Genomic DNA, 18,861 nt, shown 5'->3' with positions numbered 1-18,861 from the left:
TCGTTGAAATGGTCAATCTGTGGGGCGGAGCTTTAGTCTTGCGATGGCAAGATTTCTTAATCGTTCGCCTCGGCAAATTGCTGACCGCCCTCTTGGGGGGCAAAAATGGTAATGGTTTCGGTCCCATCGGCAAGATCAAGGCCCATAGCATCGGTGTCGGTGAAGTCCAGCACCTCTCCTGCCATTTCAATGGGTATGTGGGTGGGCAGGTGTCATTCGGCATGGAATATTGACCCCGGTTTGGGGGTTATCGGCATCCAATATTGACCCGCTGTGTTGAGGTGAGAACAGACCGCCTTTCCTTTGGTGAGGATGGGTGGTTGGGGGATGAAGGGCGTGGATACGATCGCGCGCATACGGCGTGCCCATTTTGTGCAGGGCAAGACGATCAAGGAGATCGTTCGAGAGCTGCACGTTTCGCGCAATACGGTTCGCAAGGTTTTGCGGTCGGGCGAGACCGCTTTTTCCTACCAAAGGGAGCGTCAGCCTCTGCCAAGGGTTGGCCCATTCCAGGCTGAACTGGATCGGCTTCTTGAATCCAATGAGAGCAAGGCTGCGCGCGAGCGCCTGACCCATATCCGGATATTCGAGGAGCTTCGGGGCCTTGGCTATGAGGGCGGCTATGACGCGGTGCGCCGCTATGCCCGCGGCTGGCGGCGTTTGCGCTCGGCAACGGTTGCGGGCGCCTTCGTGCCGCTCAGCTTTGCGCCAGGGGAAGCTTATCAGTTCGACTGGAGCCACGAAGTTGTGCTGCTCAATGGGGTGACGGTCACCGTCAAGGTCGCCCATGTTCGGCTGTGTCACAGCCGGATGTTTTATATTCGAGCCTATCCGCGTGAAATCCTGGAGATGGTGCTCGATGCCCATGACCGGGCTTTCGCTTTCTTCAAGGGCGCCTGCACCCGGGGCATCTACGACAACATGAAGACGGCGGTCGAGACGATTTTTGTCGGCAAAGACCGCCTCTACAACCGCCGTTTTCTGCAGATGTGCGGGCATCATCTGGTTGACCCGGTGGCATGCACGCCGGCCTCGGGATGGGAGAAGGGTCAGGTCGAGAACCAGGTGGGGCTGGTGCGGGAGCGCTTCTTTACCCCGCGTCTGCGCTTCAAGGATTACGATGAGCTGAACGCCTGGCTGGTCGACAAGACCATCGCCTACTCCAGAGCACATCGCCATCCCGAGTTCAGGGACCGCACGGTCTGGGAAGCTTTTGAGCTCGAGCGGCCCAGCCTCGTTCCCTTTGCCGGACCCTTCGATGGCTTCCATGCCGTAACGGCCTCAGTATCGCGCACCTGTTTGGTGCGCTTTGATAACAACAGATATTCTGTGGCCGCCCATGCCATCGGTCGCCCCGTCGAGATCAGAGCTTACGCCGAGCGGATCGAGCTGCGCCAAGACGGCGTCGTGGTCGGCAAGCATCCCCGATCCTTTGGCCGGGACCAAACCATCTACGACCCCTGGCATTACGTTCCGGTCCTGGCGCGCAAGCCCGGAGCGCTTCGCAATGGTGCGCCCTTCAAGGATTGGGTTCTGCCGATATCGTTCTCAACATTCTGGCCCGCCAACGCGAACCCAAAGCGCCGGTTACCATCCTGACAACCCCACAGGCCCTGAAGCTGCACATCGAGCCGGTGGCTGACTGCTCCCGTTACGACAGCCTGAGGAGGGCCATATGATGGATCGCAGCGAGATCCTTTCAACGATGAATGCGCTCAAGCTCTACGGCATGAAGAATGCCTATGACGAGGTCATCGCCACGGCGATCAAGCGCGAACATCAACCAGACCGGGTGGTATCGGATCTGCTCACCTCCGAGATCGCGGAGAAGCAGGCCCGCTCGATCAAGTATCAGATGACCATCGCCAAACTGCCCCTGGCCAGGGACATCGACGACTTCGACTTCATCGATACCGGCATCAATGAGACCCTTGTGCGCGATCTTGCGGCAGGAAACTTCCTGACCATGCAGCGCAATGTGGTGCTGATCGGGGGCACAGGAACGGGAAAGACCCATCTCTCGACCGCAATCGCTCGAGCCTGCATCCGCAATGGCGTCCGAGGGCGCTTCTTCAACGTTGTGGATCTCGTCAACAAGCTGGAGACCGAGACACGTGCCGGGAGGCAGGGACGACTGGCAGAATATATGGGCCGTAAGGACTTCATCATTCTCGACGAGCTTGGTTATCTGCCCGTCGCGCAATCCGGTGGGCAGCTTCTCTTCCACCTCATCAGCAGGCTTTACGAAATGACTTCGGTCATCGTCACCACCAACCTCACCTTCGGCGAGTGGCCAACCGTCTTTGGTGACGCGAAGATGACAACGGCACTTCTCGATCGGCTCACGCACCACTGCGACATCGTCGAGACCGGCAATGACAGCTGGAGATTCAAGAACTGCGCTTGAACCCGGCTCGGTGCCCCGCGCGTCAACCGGCTGCGCAACCCTGACCAGCTACGCCGGTTGCCCCGCTCCAAAACAGCATCAAGTGGGGGTCATTTTTGGGCGCCGATCGGGGGTCAATTTTGCATGCTGTTTGACATCGTCATGGACAATCTCGGCTCCCACAAATCGGCCGCCATCAAACAGATGATCCGGGCAGCCGGCGCCAGGCTCTGGTATCTGCCGCCCTATTCGCCCGACCTCGACCCGTGTATGGATGGCTCCTGCGGGTCAAGGGTTTTGGATCGGGTTTGGCAAACAGGTCGGTTGCGGCCATGTATACGGCGTCTGAATGTGCAACGGGATCGTTGCGCGCCCTGATGAATATCCGCCTGGAGAACAGGTCCCACTCAATCGAGCGCGCTCGAGGCGCTTCGGATTGATCGGGGTGTCCCGGTTCTTCGTCTCCGTTTGTTCGCCATCACCTCACTTTGCCCTGACCATTCGTTGAGCCCCTCAGGCGGCAGCGGCCTGCGGCTGGTAACGTGTGCCGTCGCGCAGGACGGCGAAGATTGTTCTCGCCATGCGATGCGCAAGGGCGATGGCGACGAGCTTCGTCTTCTTCCGCATCAGCATGGACGATAGCCAGTCCGATCCCGGCTCGCGCTTGAGCCTGCATCTGAGCATGATCTGCGCCATGGCACCCAGATACAACAATCGTCGAATGTATCGATTGCCCATCTTCGATATCCGGCCCACCCTCTGCTTGCCGCCGGTGGAGTGCGGTTTGGGGGTGAGGCCGAGCCAGGCGGCATAGTCCCTGGCGCAGTCGAAATTATCGACATCCGGCGTCGTTGCCGCAATGATCGTCGCCGTCAGCATTCCCACACCGGGGATCGTAGCCAGACGCTGGCTCGTCTCGTCATGCGCGTGGGTCTCCGCGATCTCGTCCGTCAACTGCTCGATACGTTTGTCCGTCTCGGCCAGTTGATCGAAAAGCAAGCTTACAGGTGTTCGGGCCGCTTCCGGCAACCGATCCAGATGCTCCTTCAATCGATCAACATTCTGCGCGCCCTTTGCGGCAATTATGCCGAACTCCGTCATATGCGCCCGGATCGCGTTGCCGATCTGGGTGCGCTGGCGAACCAGAAAGTCCCGCGTGCGGTGAACAACCAGAACCGACGAACAGGCTTCGCTCTTGATGGCGACAAACCGCATGGAAGGACGCGTCACGGCTTCACAGATAGCGGCTGCATCCGCAGCATCCGTCTTGCCGCGCTTGACGTAAGGCTTCACATAAGACGGCGGCATCAACCCGACCTCATGCCCCATCTCCTGCAGCCTGCGCCCCCAATCGTGGGAACCAGCGCAAGCCTCCATGCCGATCAGGCAGCGTGGACGCTTCTGGAAAAACGCGAGCAATTGGTTGCGGCGAAGCTGGCGGCGCACGAGAACTCGACCATTCTCATCGACACCATGGATCTGGAAGACACTTTTTGCGAGGTCGACACCAACTACGGTAAGCTCGGACATGGATGGCTCCTCTATATGGGATGATGACTTCCCCAACTATGGCGCAATGCGGCGCCGGGAGCAGGAGCCATCCATCACATCAATCGAGCAGGCCTTCGCCAAGATCAAGCACTGGATGCGCCACGCCCAGAAGCGGACCATCGAGGAGACATGGCGCCAGCTCGGCCACCTCGTCACGACCATCAAACCCGGCGTTTGCGATGTAGTTTGCGCATTCGCCTGGCTGGATTGTTTGAACAAGAGTTCCGATATGGCGCCAAGTGTCTTGGATTGAGCGCTTTTGTGCCATGCGCATCCAGTGCTTGATCTTTGAGAAGGCCTGCTCAATGGGGTTGAGGTCGGGAGAATAGGGCGGCAGGTACCATAGCCTTGCGCCACGGGCGCGGATGGCGCGGCCGATCTCGATCGATTTGTGAGATCCCAGATTGTCCATGATCACGATATCGCCTGGGCGAAGGGTATCGAGCAGTTGCTGGTTGACCCATGCGCGGAAGCATTGGCCGTTGATCGGCCCATCGAAGACGCAGGGCGCGACGATTCCGTCGTGCCTGAGGGCGGCCAGAAAAGTCAGTGTTTTCCAGTGGCCATGCGGAGCATAGCCGCGCAGCTTTTTGCCCTTGAGCCCCATCCCCGGACCGGCGCCATGTTGGTTTTAATCCAGGTTTCATCGATGAACACCAGCCGATTTGGGTCCAGATAAGGCTGCCAAGCCTTCCAGCGCTCACGTCTTGGGGCGATGTCCCTTCGGGCCTGCTCAAGGGCGAACAGCGTTTTTTTTGAATCTGAGCCCTTCGCGCCGAAGGAAGTGCCACACTGTGTCGTGCGAGACCTTCACCCCACGCGCCGCAAGCTCTGTCTTCAGCCCGTGCAGCGTCAGGTGCGGCGTCTGATTGATCCGCTCCACGATGAACCCCCGATGTGGCTCCAGAACCCGCTTGCGGTGCCCACCCATCTTGCCCGGCGCAACCGAGCCGGTGGCCCGGTAACGCTGGTGCCACTTCACCACCGAAGACACTGCAATCCCAAACCGCTCAGCTATTGCCCGAGTGCTCTCACCAGCCGAAACCGCCGCAACAACACGCTCACCAAGATCGTTCGAATAAGCCCGCGTCATGCCTGCTGGCCTCCTTGGCCCAGCAGACAGCTTGAATCAGATTTGCGCCTTCAACGGAATCCCAAATCGATTCACTCAAAATCTGAACCGCTCTAGCCTTAGCTCATGGGGCGGGAGTGCCCAGCACCTTGTGCAGGAAGGTCCGCGTGCGCCCTGGTGGGAAGTTCGATAAACGGCCGAAGGGCTCGTAGCCGGTTCGCTGATAGGCTTGAAGGGCATGCGGATTGAAGGTGTCGATGTAAGCTCCGTGGCAACCGCGACGGCGCGCTTCTGCCTCCGCCGCCGCCAGCATCGTCGCGGCCAGCCTTCGGCCTCGCTGATTTTCGGCGACCCAGAGCCATTGCACATAGAGCCAGCCCCAGGCGGTGTAGCCGGAAATGCCGGCGACGATGGCGCCGGCCTCGTCCCGCATCAGGACGGCAAGGGGCCGCCGCTCGGACGGGCCGACATCCCCATCGTTGAAGGCCGTGAGCGACCTGCCGATGACGTCGATATCTTCCGGTTCGGGCGCATCCGTCACCTCGAGGGTCAGGTCGCTCATCGGTCAGGCGGCCAGTATGCCGCCGGTCAGCGGATGCGGCGCGCCTGTCGTGGTGGGGAAGCTGATCGGCAGGCCGCGCAGCACGCGTACGGCCAACAGGGCAAAGCACTCCGCCTCCACCGCATCGCCGCGCCAGCCAACGGTTTCGGCGGGGACAGCCTCGACGCGCGCGCGCGTTTGCAGCATCGCCATGATGGCCGGATTGTGCCGGCCGCCACCGCAGACGATCAGCTTTTCCGGGCGCTGCGGCAACAGATCGAGCGCCTTGCCCACGGCGCCGGTGGTGAAGGCGGTCAGGGTCGCTGCGCCATCTTCCGCGCCCAGGCCATCGGCCATGGTCGAGAGGAAGTCGAACCGGTCGAGCGATTTGGGGTAGGGGGCGGAAAGATATGGATGGGTGAGCAATTGTGCCAGCCGCGCTTCATCGACCGTACCGCGCAAAGCCATTGCGCCATTGTGGTCCATGTCCCCGAGGCCCAGGCCTTTGACGAAATCATTGATCGGCGCGTTGGCCGGGCCGGTGTCGAAAGCGATCAGCGTATCGGCGCCGTCCCAATAGGTGACATTGGCCACCCCACCAAGATTGAGCACCGCCGTCTTGCCATCGGTCGCATCGATCCGGCGCAAGAGCGCGCGATGATAGAGTGCGGCCAGCGGGGCGCCTTGTCCCCCGGCGCGGACATCGGCGGAGCGGAAATCATAGGCCGTCTTGATGCCGGTCAATTCGCGCATCAGCGCACCATTGCCAAGCTGGCGCGTCGCGCCGATCCGGCCCGGTTGCGGGGCGCGATGCAGCACCGACTGGCCATGAAAGCCGATAATGCCGATATCCTCGGGCGTGAGCCCGGCCTCTTTCACCAGATCGAGCACGGCGGCGGACTGGGCGCGGGTCAGCGCCTCTTCAGCCTCGGCAAAAATGGCTGGTTCCGGGCCGTCAAAATTCCATTGGCGCGCCTGCGCCAGCGCTTCCTCAAGGGTATCGCGGATGGATTGCGGATAGGGCGCCAACGTATAGGCGCCGAACTGTTCGATAGTGTCGCCATCGGTGCGCAGCAGGGCCACATCGATATTGCCATCGAGCACGGTGCCGGTCATCAGCCCGACCGACCAGATCGGCTCACCTTGGTTGTCAGTCGGCATTGATGAGGTCTCCTACGGCGCGACGGAGCGGGATGATGCCGCTGTCGAAATGGCGGGTGGGGTGAACGCGATTGGTCAGCAGGGTCCAGGCGTGACCGCGTTCGAAATCGATCCAGAGGCCGGTGCCGGTGAAGCCGGTATGGCCGATGGTCTGGGCGGAACATCGCTCGCCGCCCGACCAGCCCTCATAGGGGCGCTCCCAGCCATGGGTGCGGCGGCCGGAAAGGGGCGCCCGGATCAGCGCGTCCGGCCCGGCGGCGCTGAGCTTCTCGGCGGCGAAATCCAGGACGGATGCAACCGTGCCGAACAGCCCGGCATGCCCGGCGCCTTGCAGGGCCGAACAATTGTCGTCATGCACTTCGCCCACCAGCACCCGGTGGCGCCAATAGCAATCCTCAGACGCGGCGGCGGTGTCCGGATCGGCCGACCAGGCAAAGCCCGCGCCCGGATTGTGCTCGCGGATCCATTTGCCCTCGATGCGCTCAAGCGCGAGGCCCAGGAGGATGAAATTGATGTCCGAGTAGACAGCGGGACCGGCGGCGAATTCATGCTGCAAGAGGAAGGTCCGCAACAGGTCCGGGTCGCGGCCATAGGTATAGAGCGGGAACACAGCCGGGAATGGCGTCTGGTGCCCGAGGCACTGCCGGAAGGTGATCTTGCGTTCCCAATTGTCCAGATTGTAGTGCCGGAAATCAGGAAGCACGCTCGTCAGCGGCGCGTCGAGGTCGATGCGCCCCGTCTCGGCCAGCGCCAGGATGCGCTCGGTGGTGAACAGCACCTTGGTGAGGGACGCCAGGTCAAACCAGGTGTCCTCGGTCATGGGGCGGCCGGTGGGTACGGTTTGCGCCTGCCCCATCGCCCGGACGGCGCGATTGCCGTTGTTGTCGACAATGCCGAGCACCCCACCCGGAATGCGGCCGGCCTCAATGGCAGCGGCCAAGGGGACAAAGGCGCGGTCCAATTGTGCCTCGATTGTCGTCATACCTTGTCCTCAATGCGTACGCGGTGATCATGCCCGGCCTCGCGCCATTGTGCGGGCGGCGGTTCATAGCCCGGCGGGCGCACCAGGGATGGCACCTGCGTCATGTCGACGGCGAAACGCTGCTTGCGCCGCTCAATGGCCGGCACGGCCGCAATCAGGCGCTTGGTGTAGCTGTGCCGCGGGTCAGACAGCACGGCGCGCGCTTCGCCCATTTCCACGATCTGACCGGCAAACATCACCGCAATCCGATGCGCGATGCGCTCGACCACGGCCATGTCGTGGGAGATGAAGAGATAGGCCAGGCCGAACTCGCGCTGCAAATCCACCAGCAATTCGAGCACCTTGGCCTGCACCGACACGTCGAGTGCCGACACCGCTTCGTCCAGCACCACCACATCGGGATTGAGCATCAGGGCGCGGGCAATGCAGAGGCGCTGCCGCTGCCCGCCGGAAAACTGATGCGGATAACGGGTGAGTGCGTCCTTGGGCAGGCCAACCCGCTCAAGCAGAAAGGCCATGCGCTCGCGCAGCTTTTCATCGGGCCGCTGGCCATTGGCAATGGCCGGCTCGGCCAGAAGGGCCTCGACATTGAGACGCGGATTGAGCGAGGCAAACGGGTCCTGGAACACCATCTGCACCGGGCGTCCCGATCGGCCCGAGGTGACGGTGATGTCGCCCCGGGTCGTGCTGTTGAGGCCCAAGAGGGCGCGGGCCGTGGTGGATTTCCCGCAGCCGCTTTCCCCCACAATGCCCAGCGTTTCGCCGGGCACCAGGTCAAAGCTCACCCCATCAACGGCGTGAATGGCGCCCTTGGGCTTGAACCAGGCCTTGCCGACGGGAAAGCGGACGACGAGGTCATCGACCTTGACGATGGGCTCAGGCGCCGTGGGGCGTGTGCTGTCGTTGCGCACCGCCTTGCCCGAGGTGAAATGCGGCACGGCGCGCAGCAGGTGCTTGGTGTATTCATGCTGCGGGTCGTCCAGCACGGCATCGGCCTCACCCTGTTCGACCGCCACGCCGTTCTGCATCACCATGATGCGGTCGGCGATGCCGGCGACAAGGCCAATGTCATGGGTGATGAAAATCATCGCCATGCCGGTTTCTTCGCGCAATTCGGCCAGTAGCGCCATGATCTGCGCCTGCACGGTGACGTCGAGCGCCGTAGTTGGTTCGTCGGCAATAAGAAGACGCGGGCTGGCGGCCAAAGCCATGGCGATCATGATACGCTGCCGCATGCCGCCCGAAAGCTGGTGCGGATAATAGCCGAGCCGGGATTGCGCATCGGGGATGCGGACGCGCGCCAGGACGTCCAAGGTCGCCTTGTGCGCCTCGGCGCCAGTAAGGCCCTTGGAGAGGCGGAACGCCTCCTCGATCTGCGCCCCGACCGTATGCACCGGGTTGAGCGAGGTCATCGGCTCCTGGAAGATCATCCCGACATCGCGGCCGCGAGAACCCAGCAGGGTCTTTTCGTCGGCCCCGGCCACATCGAGCACCGAACCGTCGGACCGGGTGAGTTCGATTGTGCCATGGGTGATCCGGCCGCCGCCGAAATCCACCAGCCGGTTGACCGACAGCGCGGTCACGGACTTGCCCGAACCACTTTCGCCCACAATGGCCAGCGTCTCGCCGGGCGCCAGATCGAAGCTGACGCCCTTGACCACTTCATTGGCTTTGGCGTCCTGGCCGAAGCCGACGCGCAGGTCGCGGACTGAAAGCAAACCGGTCATGCTTCCCTCCTCTGGGTGCGCGGATCGAGAATGTCGCGCAAGGCATCGCCGGTCAGGTTGAAGCCGAGAATGCCGAGCATGATGGTGAGGGCCGGGAAGATCATCAGCCAGGGCGCGTGTGTCATCAGGTTCCGACTTTCCGCCAGCATCAGCCCGAGCGATGGCGTGGGTGGCTGGGTGCCGAGCCCCAGGAAGCTCAGGCCCGCTTCTGTCAGCAGCGCCCAAGCCAGGGCCAACGTCACTTGAACGGCCAGCGGCGCGACCAGGTTGAGCAGCAAGTGCCGGGTCAACACATAGCTTTGCGAACTGCCAAAGGTACGGGCGGCATCGACAAAATCGCGCTGCTTGAGCGACAGCGCCGGGCCGCGCACCACGCGGGCAAAGATCGGGGTATAGACGATGGCGATGGCGGCCACGCTGGTCATGGTGCCGGGGCCGACAATGGCGATGATCAGCAGCGCCAGAAGGATCGCCGGGAAGGCCAGCAGCACATCCATGATGCGCATGAAAATGCCATCCCAGATGCCACCCCACCAGGCGGACAAGAGGCCGATGATCGTTCCGGCCAGCGTGGCAATGGCCACCGAGGCAAAGGCGATCAGCATGGACTGGCGTATGCCCACCATGAGGCGGCTGAAGGCGTCGCGGCCGAGCAGGTCCGTGCCGAACCAATAGGTGCCGCTGGGGGGCTTCAGCCGGTCGATGGCGAAGAGCTTGAGCGGATCATGCGGGGTGAGGCCGAGCGTGCCCAGAATCGCGGCCAGCAGATAGAGCCCGATGATCACCAGGCCAATGCGGCCGGACGGGTGACGGAACAGCGAAGACATCATCTTGCCCATCAGCGCCTCCCGATCCGGATGCGCGGGTCCAGGGCAACATAAGCGAGATCGACGAGCAGATTGACCACCAGGAAGTTGAAGGCAATGAACAGCACCGTGCCCTGCACCAGCGCATAATCGCGCTGGGTGATGGCATCGAGCACCAGCCGGCCCAGGCCCGGCAGGGCGAAGATTTGTTCGACAATGACGGCACCGCCCAGCAAATAGCCGAATTCGACCCCCGACAGCGTCACCACGGGAATGAGCGCATTGGGCAGCGCGTGATGCCAGATGACGCTCATCGGCGTCGCGCCCTTGGAGCGCGCCGTACGCACATAGTCGTCGCTCAGCACATCGAGCATGGCCGAGCGTGATATCCGCGTCACCGAAGCGGCAAAGGCAAAGCCGAGCGTGATCGCGGGGAAGATCAACTGCCCGATGCTGGCCAGCGGATCGACGAAGAGCGGCGTGAACGTGCCCATGGCCGGCACAAAGCCGAAGAACACCGAAAGCACGTAGATGATGAGAATGCCGACCACGAAATTGGGGGTGGACTGGCCGAGCATGGCGAGAACCCGCACGATGAGATCGCTCGGGCGTTCATTGCGCGAGGCGGCCAGCACGCCCAGCGGCACGCCGATGCTCAACGCGATGACCATGGACATCAGCGACAGTTGCAGGGTGAGCGGAAAGCGCTCGAGAATGACCGCCATCACCGGCTTGCCATAAATCGAGGAAATGCCGAGGTCACCCTGGAACAGGCCGGTCAGCCACCGCAGATATTGCGACCAGATGGGTTGGTCGATGCCGAAATAGGCCGCCAGGGCCTCGCGCTGGGCCGGGGTCAACAGGCCCGCCTCGGTGCCGAGCATGGCGGTGATGGCGTCGCCCGGCACCAGCCGGATGGCGACAAAGACCAGAATGGATACCCCGAGAAGGATCAGCGGGAAGGTCAGCAGGCGCTGAACCACATAACTCATCTAGGCTCATTCTCCATAGAGGTTCGCTTGTTGTCTCCAAGACGTGTCGCGGAGACTTTTCTCCCCTGAGGGGAGAAGGTGGCCCGAAGTGCCGATGAGGGGCTTTGAGCCGAAGAGAGAACGCTTCGGTGAAGCGTTCTCCGGTGAAAAGGCCATGAGAGCTAGGCTCGAATGGCATCAAGCCACATCGGCTGCACCCCTCACCCCGGCCCTCTCCCCTGAGGGGCGAGGGGGCGACGGACCCTTGGGTCCATCGCTTGTTCGTAGGCCCTGCCTATTCTACCGAAACATCGACCAGGCCGAACAGCGTGCCGGTCGGCGAGGGCGTGAAGCCCGAAACGGTGTTGAGCTGGGCGGTGTAACCATAGCTGGTCGAGAGCCACAGCCAGGGGGACTGCTCTGCCAGGCGGCTTTCGAAAGCCTGGAAGATTTCCACCCGCTTGGCCGGGTCGGTTTCGGCCTGGCCCTGCTTCATCAGGCTGTCCAGCTCGTCATCCTGGAAGTTGGACACATGGACCAGATTGCCTTCCTTGGTGAAGTAGCGGTTATACATCGGATAGGGATCGGGACGACCGCCATTGAGGGCCACGGCCATGTCGAAATCGCCGGCCAGCCAGGTATCGACGTAAACATTGAGTTCCATCATCTCGATTTCGAGATCGACGCCGATTTCGGCGAGCTGGGACTGCAGCACCTGCGCCTCGGAGGCGGCGACGGGCGGTTCGCCGGTTGCGGCGATCACCTTGGCCGAGAAGCCGTCAACGCCGGCTTCAGCCATCAGCGCCTTGGCCCTTTCCAGATCCTGCTCATAGCAGAACAGGTTCGAGGGATCCTGGGCAAAGGCCGGCATGGTCAGCGGACCGGTCACCTTGCCTTCACCGGCCAGGGCCGCGTCGATAATGGCCTGGCGGTCAATGGCGCAGCTCATGGCCTGGCGGACCTTGAGATTATCCATGGGCGGACGCGAAGGGTTGAGCTGGAGCACATTATAGGCGAGCTGGCCGACCCGGTTGAGCTCGAGATTGGCTTCCATCGGCACCAGCGTGGCCACCAGCGGGTCGTTGATCAGTGCGAAATCGGTTTGCCCGGCACGCAGCGAAGCCAGGATGGCGGTTTCGTCTGGCAGGACCGAAATGGTGATGCCGTCAATGGCCAGGTCACCACCGGCCCAATTCTCATTGGCGCTCAGCACTTCACGCGCATTGGGTTCCCAGCTTTCCAGCACGAAGGGACCCGAGCCGATGGCTTCGGTGCCCACCGTGCCGGCCTCGATTTCGGCGGCTGGAACCACGGCGGCATTGATGGTGGCCATGGCGACCAGGATCGGCACATCGGCGGTCGAGAGATTGAAGACCACGGTGGCATCGTCCGGCGTGTCGATGCTTTCGATCGACAGGAAGTTCGACCGGGCCGCTGCCGAGGTGGCTTCATCGAGCAGGCGCTCGAACGATGCCTTGACGTCCGCCGAAGTGACCGCAGCGCCGTCGGAGAATTTGGCATTGGTGTCGATGGTGAAGGTCAGGGTCTTGGCGTCCTCGGAAAATTCCCAGCTCGAAGCCACGGCGGGAACCACATTGAGATCGGCGTCGAGGCGCACCAAAGGCTCATAGATGAGCTCAAGCAGGCGCAGCGAAGAAAAGGCGGTCTGCTTGTGCGGGTCGAGGCCGGTCGCGTCCTGCGACCAGGCCATGCGCAATTCGGCGGCCTGTGCCGGCAGGGCGGCCGAAACCGCAGTCAGGGCAGTGGCAACGGCGAGGCCGGCCAGAAGCGTCTTGGGTGAAAACTGGTTCATCGTTGTTCCCTCACAGTTGAGCCGGCTCCGCTTTCGGGAGCCGTGCCAAGGTCGTCCGGTGCCGGGGCTGTTGCACGCTCTCGCGCGCAGCCGCACCAACCTCTGTGACCAGCCTATGAAGTCGGGCTTGGGGCTGTCAATAATTTTCACACTTGATGAATGCATTGAACTTTTGTTTCAATGGGCGGAGTGAGACGGTTCGGATAGGGTCGCGCCGATTTCGCGCCCGCGCTCCGGACCTGCGGGTCGAAGGGGGACAGTTTTGGGTATCCAATCGACAATCGAAGCCTCGGCACACAAGTTCACGCCCGCCATGCAGCGCGTGGCCACGGTTATTCGCGACCAGCCCCGCATCGTGCTCGACCAGACCATTTCCGAATTGGCCGAAAGCTGCGGCACCTCGGTCGCCTCGGTGGTGCGCTTCTGTCGCACGCTTGGTCTGTCGGGCTATGCGCAATTGCGCATGAGCCTGGCCACTGAGCTGGGCAAGGAAGCCGCCCAGTTCGGCAATGACCTCATCCTTGGCGCCGAGATCGCCCAGTCCGACACCCTTCGGGAGATGGCGTCCAAGGTGGCGTCGCTGGAAATCCTGGCCATCGACGAAACCGTGTCGGGTCTCGACTATGGGGTGCTCGAGCGCGTCGTGGCAGCGCTCGACCAGGCCGAGCGCATTCTTCTGTTTGGCATCGGCGCCAGCCAGTTCGTCGCGCAGGATTTGCATCACAAGCTGTTCCGCATTGGCCGCAATGCTTTCCTGCTGGCCGATCCGCATGAGGCCTGGACGGCGGCCCTGCTCTCGCCGGCTGGCACGGTCGCGCTGGGCTTCTCCCATTCCGGCGCCACCGCCGATACGGTGCGCTTTCTCGAAATCGCCCGCGACGCCGGGGCCCTGACCGTGGCCCTGACGGGTGCGCCGGATTCCCCCCTTGCCGGGGCCGCCGACGAGTGCCTGGTGGCGCGCGCCCGCGAAAGCCGGCTGCGCGCCGGGGCCATGGTCAGCCGTATCGCCCATCTCGCCATTGTCGATTGCCTGTTTCTCGGCCTTGCCAGCCAGCGCTATGAACAGACCGTGGACGCGCTCAAGCGCACGCGGGATGTGACGCATCCCAAATAGTCAGCCGCCCCACAGCCCTGAAGGCCCAGTCCCGATTTCCCCACCCCGATAGACCAGCCCATCCGGCCGATCCTCGGCCAGCAAGAGCGGGCCATCGAGATCAACCCATCGCGCCTTGGATGCCAGCAATCGTGCTGGCAGCATAGAGAGCGAGGTGCTGACCATGCAGCCCACCATGATCTGCAACCCGAGCTCTTCGGCGCGCTGCACGACCGCCAGCGCTTCGGTGAGGCCGCCGGTTTTGTCGAGCTTGATGTTGATCGCGTCATAGCGCCCGGCCAATTCGTCCAATCCGGCAAGGGCATGCACGCTTTCGTCGGCACAAATGGGGACGAGGTGGTCGAGATCGGCTAGCGCCGCATCCTGCCCGGCGGGCAGGGGCTGTTCCACCAGTTCCACGCGGCAATGGGCGCAGATATCGAGCAGCACTGGCAGGTCATCGCCATGCCAGCCCTCATTGGCATCGACAATCAGGCGTGCTTCGGGCGCAGCGGCGCGGACGGCGTGCAGACGCTCGACATCGCCCGGCACCCCCAGCTTGACCTTCAGTAGCGGCAGATGGGCGGCCCGCGCAGCGGCGTCCGCCATGGCATCGGGCGTACCCAGGCTAATGGTATAGGCCGTTTCGATCTGTTGCGGCAGGCTCAGATCCGTCAATGCGGCGACGGAGGTGCCGGCGCGCCTGGCGTCCAGATCCCACATGGCGCAGTCCAGCGCATTGCGCGCCGCGCCGGGCGGCAAGGCCTTTTGCAGATCGGCCCGTGTCAGGCCGGCCGAAAGAGCCGGGGCCAGCGCATCGATGGCGGCCAGTGTGCTCTCGGGCGTCTCGCCATAGCGCGCATAGGGCACGCATTCACCGCGCCCCACCAATCCATCCTGTTCGAGTTGCACCGCGACCACCACGGCCTCGGTCTTACTACCGCGCGCAATGGTGAAGCTCCCGGCAATCGGGAAGCGCTCGATGGCGGCGGTAAGATGGATGGTCATGCTCAACTCAGGCGGGCAGGGGGCGGAAGAAATGGTTGTCACCGGCCTGGGCGATCTCGGTCTGCGGCAGAGCGGACTGGGTCCGGATATCGTCGATGCGGTTCAGTTCATCGACAAAACGGACATCATCGAAGCGCCGGTCCGGATCGGGCACCGCCGAGAGCAGTAGGCGCGTATAGGGATGGTGCGGATCGTCGAGCACCTTGTCGACATTGCCCCATTCCACGATCTGGCCAGCATACATCACCATGATGTCGTCGGCGACATAGCGTGCCGTGGCGATATCGTGGGTGATGTAGAGTAGGGCGAGCTTGAGCTCCGCCTTCATGTCGTTGAGCAGGTTGAGAATGCCCTGGCGCACCGAGACGTCGAGCATGGAGGTGGGTTCGTCGGCAACGATGACCTCCGGGTTCACCGCCAACGCGCGCGCAATGGAGATGCGCTGGCGTTGCCCGCCGGAAAGCTCGTGCGGGAACTTCGGCATCATCTGCCCCGGGTCGAGCTTCACGCGTTCCAATAGCTCGACAATGGCCGCCTTGCGCTGTGTGCCGTCGAGCCCCGGCTGGTGCAGGCGCAATGGCCGTTCGAGGTGATAGCGGATGGTGTGGGTCGGGTTGAGCGCGGCAAACGGGTCCTGGAACACCATCTGCACCGCCGAGCGATAGGCCTTGAGCGCCTTGTGATCCGCTTTGCCCAGGGGCGCGCCCTTGAACAGCAGCCGACCGTCATCGGGCACATATTCACGCATGATGAGGCGCGCCGCCGTGGTCTTGCCTGAGCCGGACTCGCCGACCAGTGCCAGCGTGCGCCCCGGATGCAGCGCAAAGCTGACCGAACGCGCGGCATAGACCGGCTTGTCGGCCCGACCAAAGACCTTCGAAACATTGTCCAGCGCCAGGATGGGGTCGCCCAAATCACTCATGGCATGGCCTCCACGCGGGTCTGTTCGCCATGCAGCTTTGGCATCGAGGCCCAGAGGCGCTTGGTATAGGCGTGCTGGGGTTGGCGATAAATGGTCTGGGCGTCGTTGACCTCGACCAGCTCGCCCTCGAGCATGATGCCGATGCGGTCGCTCACCTGCACCATCAGCCCCAGATCGTGGGTGATGAACAGCACCGAGAAACCGAGCTTTTTGCGCAGCACATCGATGCGCTGCAGGATTTCGCGCTGCACCACCACATCGAGCGCCGTGGTCGGCTCGTCCATGATCAGGAGTTTGGGGTTGAGCGCCAGGCATATGGCGATGACGATGCGCTGGCGCATGCCGCCCGAACATTGATGCGGGTAGGAATCGAGCCGTTCAGGCGCAATATCGACCAGTTTCAGGAGTTCGGCAGCCCGCTCGCGCGCTTCGGCCCGGCTGATGGTGCCATGGGCCTTGAGCACATCGTAGAACTGCCGCTCGATGGTCAGTACCGGATTGAGCGAATTCATCGCGCTCTGGAACACCATGGCCACTTCGCGCCAGCGGAACCGGCGCAGCTCGGCATCATCGAGCTCGAGCACATTGCGGCCATTGACCTCGATGACACTGCCGGTGCGGATCAGCGCGGGCGGCCGGTGCAGCCGGGAGATGGCAAAGGCAATGGTGGACTTGCCACAGCCGGATTCGCCGGCGAGGCCAAAGAACTCGCCCGGCGCAATGTCGAAGCTGACATTTTTGACCGCCTGGAAGTCACCCTCGGCACCGACATAGTCGATAGTGAGATTGCGAACGGAAAGGACCGGCTGGCTCATAGCTTGCCCTCCCCAATGCGGACCATGCGGGTCCAGCGATTGAGCATGCCCCCGGTGCGCAGGCGCGGATTGGCAATTTCGTCGATGGCGAAATTGATCAGCGCCAGCCCGAGGCCAAGGAAGGCCAGGGCAAAGCAGGGCGCCAGAATATCCCACCAGGCGCCGACGGCCAGTGCCGCCGCATTCTGCGCATTATAGAGCATGATGCCCCAGGAAACGGTATTGGGATCGCCCAGCCCGAGGAATTCCAGCGTCGCCTCGGTAATCACGGCAAAGATCACCGAGCCGATGAAGTTGATGCCGACGATGGAAATCAGGTTCGGGAAGATTTCGAACAGCATGATGCGCCAGCCCGGCTCGCCCAGCATTTCGGCGCTCTTGACGAAATCGCGCTGGCGGATCGAGAGCGTTTCCGAGCGAGCGACGCGCACACCCCAGGCCCAGGAGGTCAGCCCCAGAATGATGGCAATGACCAGCGGGCTCGCCTGGCCGATAAAGGCCGCCAGCACCAGCAGCAGCGGCAGGTTGGGCACCACCAGCACCATATTGGTGAAGAAGTTGATGACCTCGTCGACCACCCCGCCTTTGTAGCCGGCGATAATGCCGAGCACCGTGCCGATCACGGTGATCATCAGGCCCGCGCCGAAGCCGACGGCCAGCGAGACGCGGGCGCCATGCACCAGCCGCGAGAACACGTCATGCCCCAGCCGGGTCGTGCCCAGCCAATGGTCCCAGCTCGGTGCCTGATGCGGCCGTCCGACACGCTTGACCGGGCTGTACTCGGTCAGCAAGGGCGCAAAGATCGCCACGAGAATAATGATGGTCAGGATGACGAGACCCGTCATGGCCTTCTTGTTATGCAGCAATTGGCTGAACAGCTTCATCGCGTCAGGCCTTCTTGAGACGCGGATCGAGCAGCACATAGCTCAGATCGACGATAAAATTGGAGATCAGCATGGCGGCGGTCATGATCAGCAACTGCCCCTGAATGACCGGATAGTCGCGGGCGATGATCGCCTGGTAGAGCGTGTTGCCGAGCCCGGGATAGTTGAACACCACCTCGGTCACCAGCGAGCCGCCGAGCACGGTGCCAATGGCGATGGCCAGGCTCGATACGGTCGGCAGCAAGGCATTGCGCGCCGCATACCAGAGCATGACATTATTGTCCGAAAGACCCTTGGCCCGGGCCATGACGATATAGTCTTCGCCCAGAAGGTTGATCATGTTGTTGCGCATGGTGACGGCAAAACCGCCCATCAGCACGAACACCAGCGTCAGCATCGGCAAGGTGCCATGATAGAGCACGCTCGAAATGTACTCCCAGTTCCAGGCCGGATCGATCAGCGGATCGGCCGCATAGCCATTGGGGAACCAGCCCAGCGTGTAGCCGAAGACGAACAGCATGATCAGCGACACCACCACCGCCGGCACTGAGCTCGAAAAGATCGCGGTCAGCGAAATCACCGAGTCGATCAATCGCCCCCGGCGCCAAGCGGCGAACACACCGAGCAGGCTGCCCATGGAAAAGGCGATGATGGTGGCAATGCCCATCAGGCCCAGCGTCCAGACCAGCGCCCGACCTAAAAGTTCAGTGACCGGCAGCGGGAAAAACTTGATCGAGCGCCCCAGATCACCGGTGAACACGCTTTTGAGATAGGCGAAATACTGCTCATGCAGCGGCGCATCGATAAAGCCGAAGGTCAGCTTGAGCGCGTTGAGATTGTCCAGGTTCAGCTCCGAGCCCGCACTGGCGAACATGATCTGGATCGGATCGCCCGGCATCAGCCGGGGCAGAAAGAAATTGATGGTCGCGGCCACAATGAATGCCGCCAGGTAGAACGCCAGTCGCCGCAGCAAAAAGGCCATGGTGATGTGTTCCTTTTCAGTTGGGTGGCGCGATGCGACGGCAACCACCGGGCGGCACCTCCCCCTTGACGGGGGAGGCTGGGAGGGGGTGGCGGTTCACCCCGATGCCGGGGCTGATCGTACCCCCTCCCTAGCTCTGCTACGGCC

At 62.6% G+C, this 18,861-nt stretch carries 18 protein-coding genes and 2 pseudogenes; 5 read left to right on the top strand and 15 right to left on the bottom strand.

The window, feature by feature from the left end:
* The first annotated feature begins 8 nt into the window (after positions 1-8).
* The 4 genes and pseudogenes from ACP148_RS14010 to ACP148_RS13995 form a co-directional block, all read left to right on the top strand.
* Complete coding sequence (locus ACP148_RS14010; RefSeq protein WP_425033548.1) at positions 9-233, top strand: hypothetical protein; 225 nt, start codon at positions 9-11, stop codon at positions 231-233.
* A gap of 94 nt (positions 234-327) precedes the next feature.
* Positions 328-1,679, top strand: a pseudogene (istA, locus tag ACP148_RS14005) (IS21 family transposase).
* Positions 1,676-2,407, top strand: a complete 732-nt coding sequence (istB, locus tag ACP148_RS14000; RefSeq protein ID WP_421953053.1) for an IS21-like element helper ATPase IstB — start codon at positions 1,676-1,678, stop codon at positions 2,405-2,407. The pseudogene istA and the gene istB overlap by 4 nt, the downstream one beginning before the upstream one ends.
* A gap of 135 nt (positions 2,408-2,542) precedes the next feature.
* Positions 2,543-2,653: pseudogene (locus ACP148_RS13995) on the top strand (transposase); the annotation flags it as partial.
* A 246-nt stretch (positions 2,654-2,899) separates the two neighbouring features.
* On the opposite strand, the gene ACP148_RS13990 reads toward ACP148_RS13995, so the two are convergent.
* From ACP148_RS13990 to ACP148_RS13945, 10 genes are all read right to left on the bottom strand, one after another.
* On the bottom strand, positions 2,900-3,916 hold the full coding sequence (locus ACP148_RS13990; protein WP_421952914.1) for an IS110 family transposase: 1,017 nt from the start codon (positions 3,914-3,916) through the stop codon (positions 2,900-2,902).
* A gap of 79 nt (positions 3,917-3,995) precedes the next feature.
* Positions 3,996-4,544, bottom strand: coding sequence for an IS630 family transposase (locus ACP148_RS13985; RefSeq protein WP_421953052.1), 549 nt, complete (start codon positions 4,542-4,544; stop codon positions 3,996-3,998).
* Between the two features lie 126 nt (positions 4,545-4,670).
* Positions 4,671-5,030 (bottom strand): helix-turn-helix domain-containing protein, encoded by a 360-nt coding sequence (locus ACP148_RS13980; RefSeq protein WP_421953051.1) that lies wholly within the window; start codon positions 5,028-5,030, stop codon positions 4,671-4,673.
* A gap of 103 nt (positions 5,031-5,133) precedes the next feature.
* Positions 5,134-5,571: a GNAT family N-acetyltransferase gene (locus tag ACP148_RS13975; RefSeq protein ID WP_421953050.1), complete on the bottom strand. Its 438-nt coding sequence runs from the start codon at positions 5,569-5,571 to the stop codon at positions 5,134-5,136.
* A gap of 3 nt (positions 5,572-5,574) precedes the next feature.
* Positions 5,575-6,711 carry an anhydro-N-acetylmuramic acid kinase gene (locus ACP148_RS13970; protein ID WP_421953049.1) on the bottom strand — a complete coding sequence of 379 codons (1,137 nt, stop codon included), beginning with the start codon at positions 6,709-6,711 and terminating at the stop codon, positions 5,575-5,577.
* On the bottom strand, positions 6,701-7,693 hold the full coding sequence (locus ACP148_RS13965) for a serine hydrolase domain-containing protein (protein WP_421953048.1): 993 nt from the start codon (positions 7,691-7,693) through the stop codon (positions 6,701-6,703). Before ACP148_RS13965 ends, ACP148_RS13970 begins: the two co-directional genes overlap by 11 nt.
* The gene (locus ACP148_RS13960; protein ID WP_421953047.1) at positions 7,690-9,420 is read right to left on the bottom strand and encodes a dipeptide ABC transporter ATP-binding protein; all 1,731 of its coding nucleotides are present in this window, start codon (positions 9,418-9,420) and stop codon (positions 7,690-7,692) included. Before ACP148_RS13960 ends, ACP148_RS13965 begins: the two co-directional genes overlap by 4 nt.
* Positions 9,417-10,259 carry an ABC transporter permease gene (locus tag ACP148_RS13955; protein WP_421953046.1) on the bottom strand — a complete coding sequence of 281 codons (843 nt, stop codon included), beginning with the start codon at positions 10,257-10,259 and terminating at the stop codon, positions 9,417-9,419. The genes ACP148_RS13960 and ACP148_RS13955 overlap by 4 nt, the downstream gene beginning before the upstream one ends.
* Entirely contained in the window at positions 10,259-11,218 is a 960-nt protein-coding gene (locus ACP148_RS13950; protein WP_425033547.1) for an ABC transporter permease, read from the bottom strand. The genes ACP148_RS13955 and ACP148_RS13950 overlap by 1 nt, the downstream gene beginning before the upstream one ends.
* A 274-nt stretch (positions 11,219-11,492) precedes the next feature.
* Positions 11,493-13,010 (bottom strand): ABC transporter substrate-binding protein, encoded by a 1,518-nt coding sequence (locus tag ACP148_RS13945; protein WP_425033546.1) that lies wholly within the window; start codon positions 13,008-13,010, stop codon positions 11,493-11,495.
* Positions 13,011-13,272: 262 nt separating this feature from the next.
* On the opposite strand from ACP148_RS13945, the gene ACP148_RS13940 reads away from it, so the two are divergent.
* On the top strand, positions 13,273-14,124 hold the full coding sequence (locus tag ACP148_RS13940; protein WP_425033545.1) for a MurR/RpiR family transcriptional regulator: 852 nt from the start codon (positions 13,273-13,275) through the stop codon (positions 14,122-14,124).
* Here the strand turns inward: ACP148_RS13940 and dgcA are convergent, their stop codons facing one another.
* From dgcA to ACP148_RS13915, 5 genes are read right to left on the bottom strand one after another with little or no spacing between them, the layout of a single operon-like run.
* Positions 14,125-15,111 carry an N-acetyl-D-Glu racemase DgcA gene (gene dgcA, locus ACP148_RS13935; protein WP_425033544.1) on the bottom strand — a complete coding sequence of 329 codons (987 nt, stop codon included), beginning with the start codon at positions 15,109-15,111 and terminating at the stop codon, positions 14,125-14,127.
* 7 nt (positions 15,112-15,118) lie between these two features.
* Positions 15,119-16,024 carry an ABC transporter ATP-binding protein gene (locus ACP148_RS13930; RefSeq protein ID WP_425033625.1) on the bottom strand — a complete coding sequence of 302 codons (906 nt, stop codon included), beginning with the start codon at positions 16,022-16,024 and terminating at the stop codon, positions 15,119-15,121.
* A gap of 5 nt (positions 16,025-16,029) precedes the next feature.
* On the bottom strand, positions 16,030-16,848 hold the full coding sequence (locus ACP148_RS13925; protein WP_425033543.1) for an ABC transporter ATP-binding protein: 819 nt from the start codon (positions 16,846-16,848) through the stop codon (positions 16,030-16,032).
* Positions 16,845-17,732, bottom strand: a complete 888-nt coding sequence (locus ACP148_RS13920; RefSeq protein ID WP_425033542.1) for an ABC transporter permease — start codon at positions 17,730-17,732, stop codon at positions 16,845-16,847. Before ACP148_RS13920 ends, ACP148_RS13925 begins: the two co-directional genes overlap by 4 nt.
* A gap of 4 nt (positions 17,733-17,736) precedes the next feature.
* Positions 17,737-18,714 carry an ABC transporter permease gene (locus ACP148_RS13915; protein ID WP_425033541.1) on the bottom strand — a complete coding sequence of 326 codons (978 nt, stop codon included), beginning with the start codon at positions 18,712-18,714 and terminating at the stop codon, positions 17,737-17,739.
* Positions 18,715-18,861 lie beyond the last annotated feature (147 nt).

Source organism: Pelagibacterium sp. (assembly GCF_965249125.1).
Classification (GTDB): Bacteria; Pseudomonadota; Alphaproteobacteria; order Rhizobiales; family Devosiaceae; genus Pelagibacterium.
The sequence above is the reverse complement of the archived record's forward strand: the minus strand, read 5'-3'. Positions and strand labels throughout refer to the sequence as shown.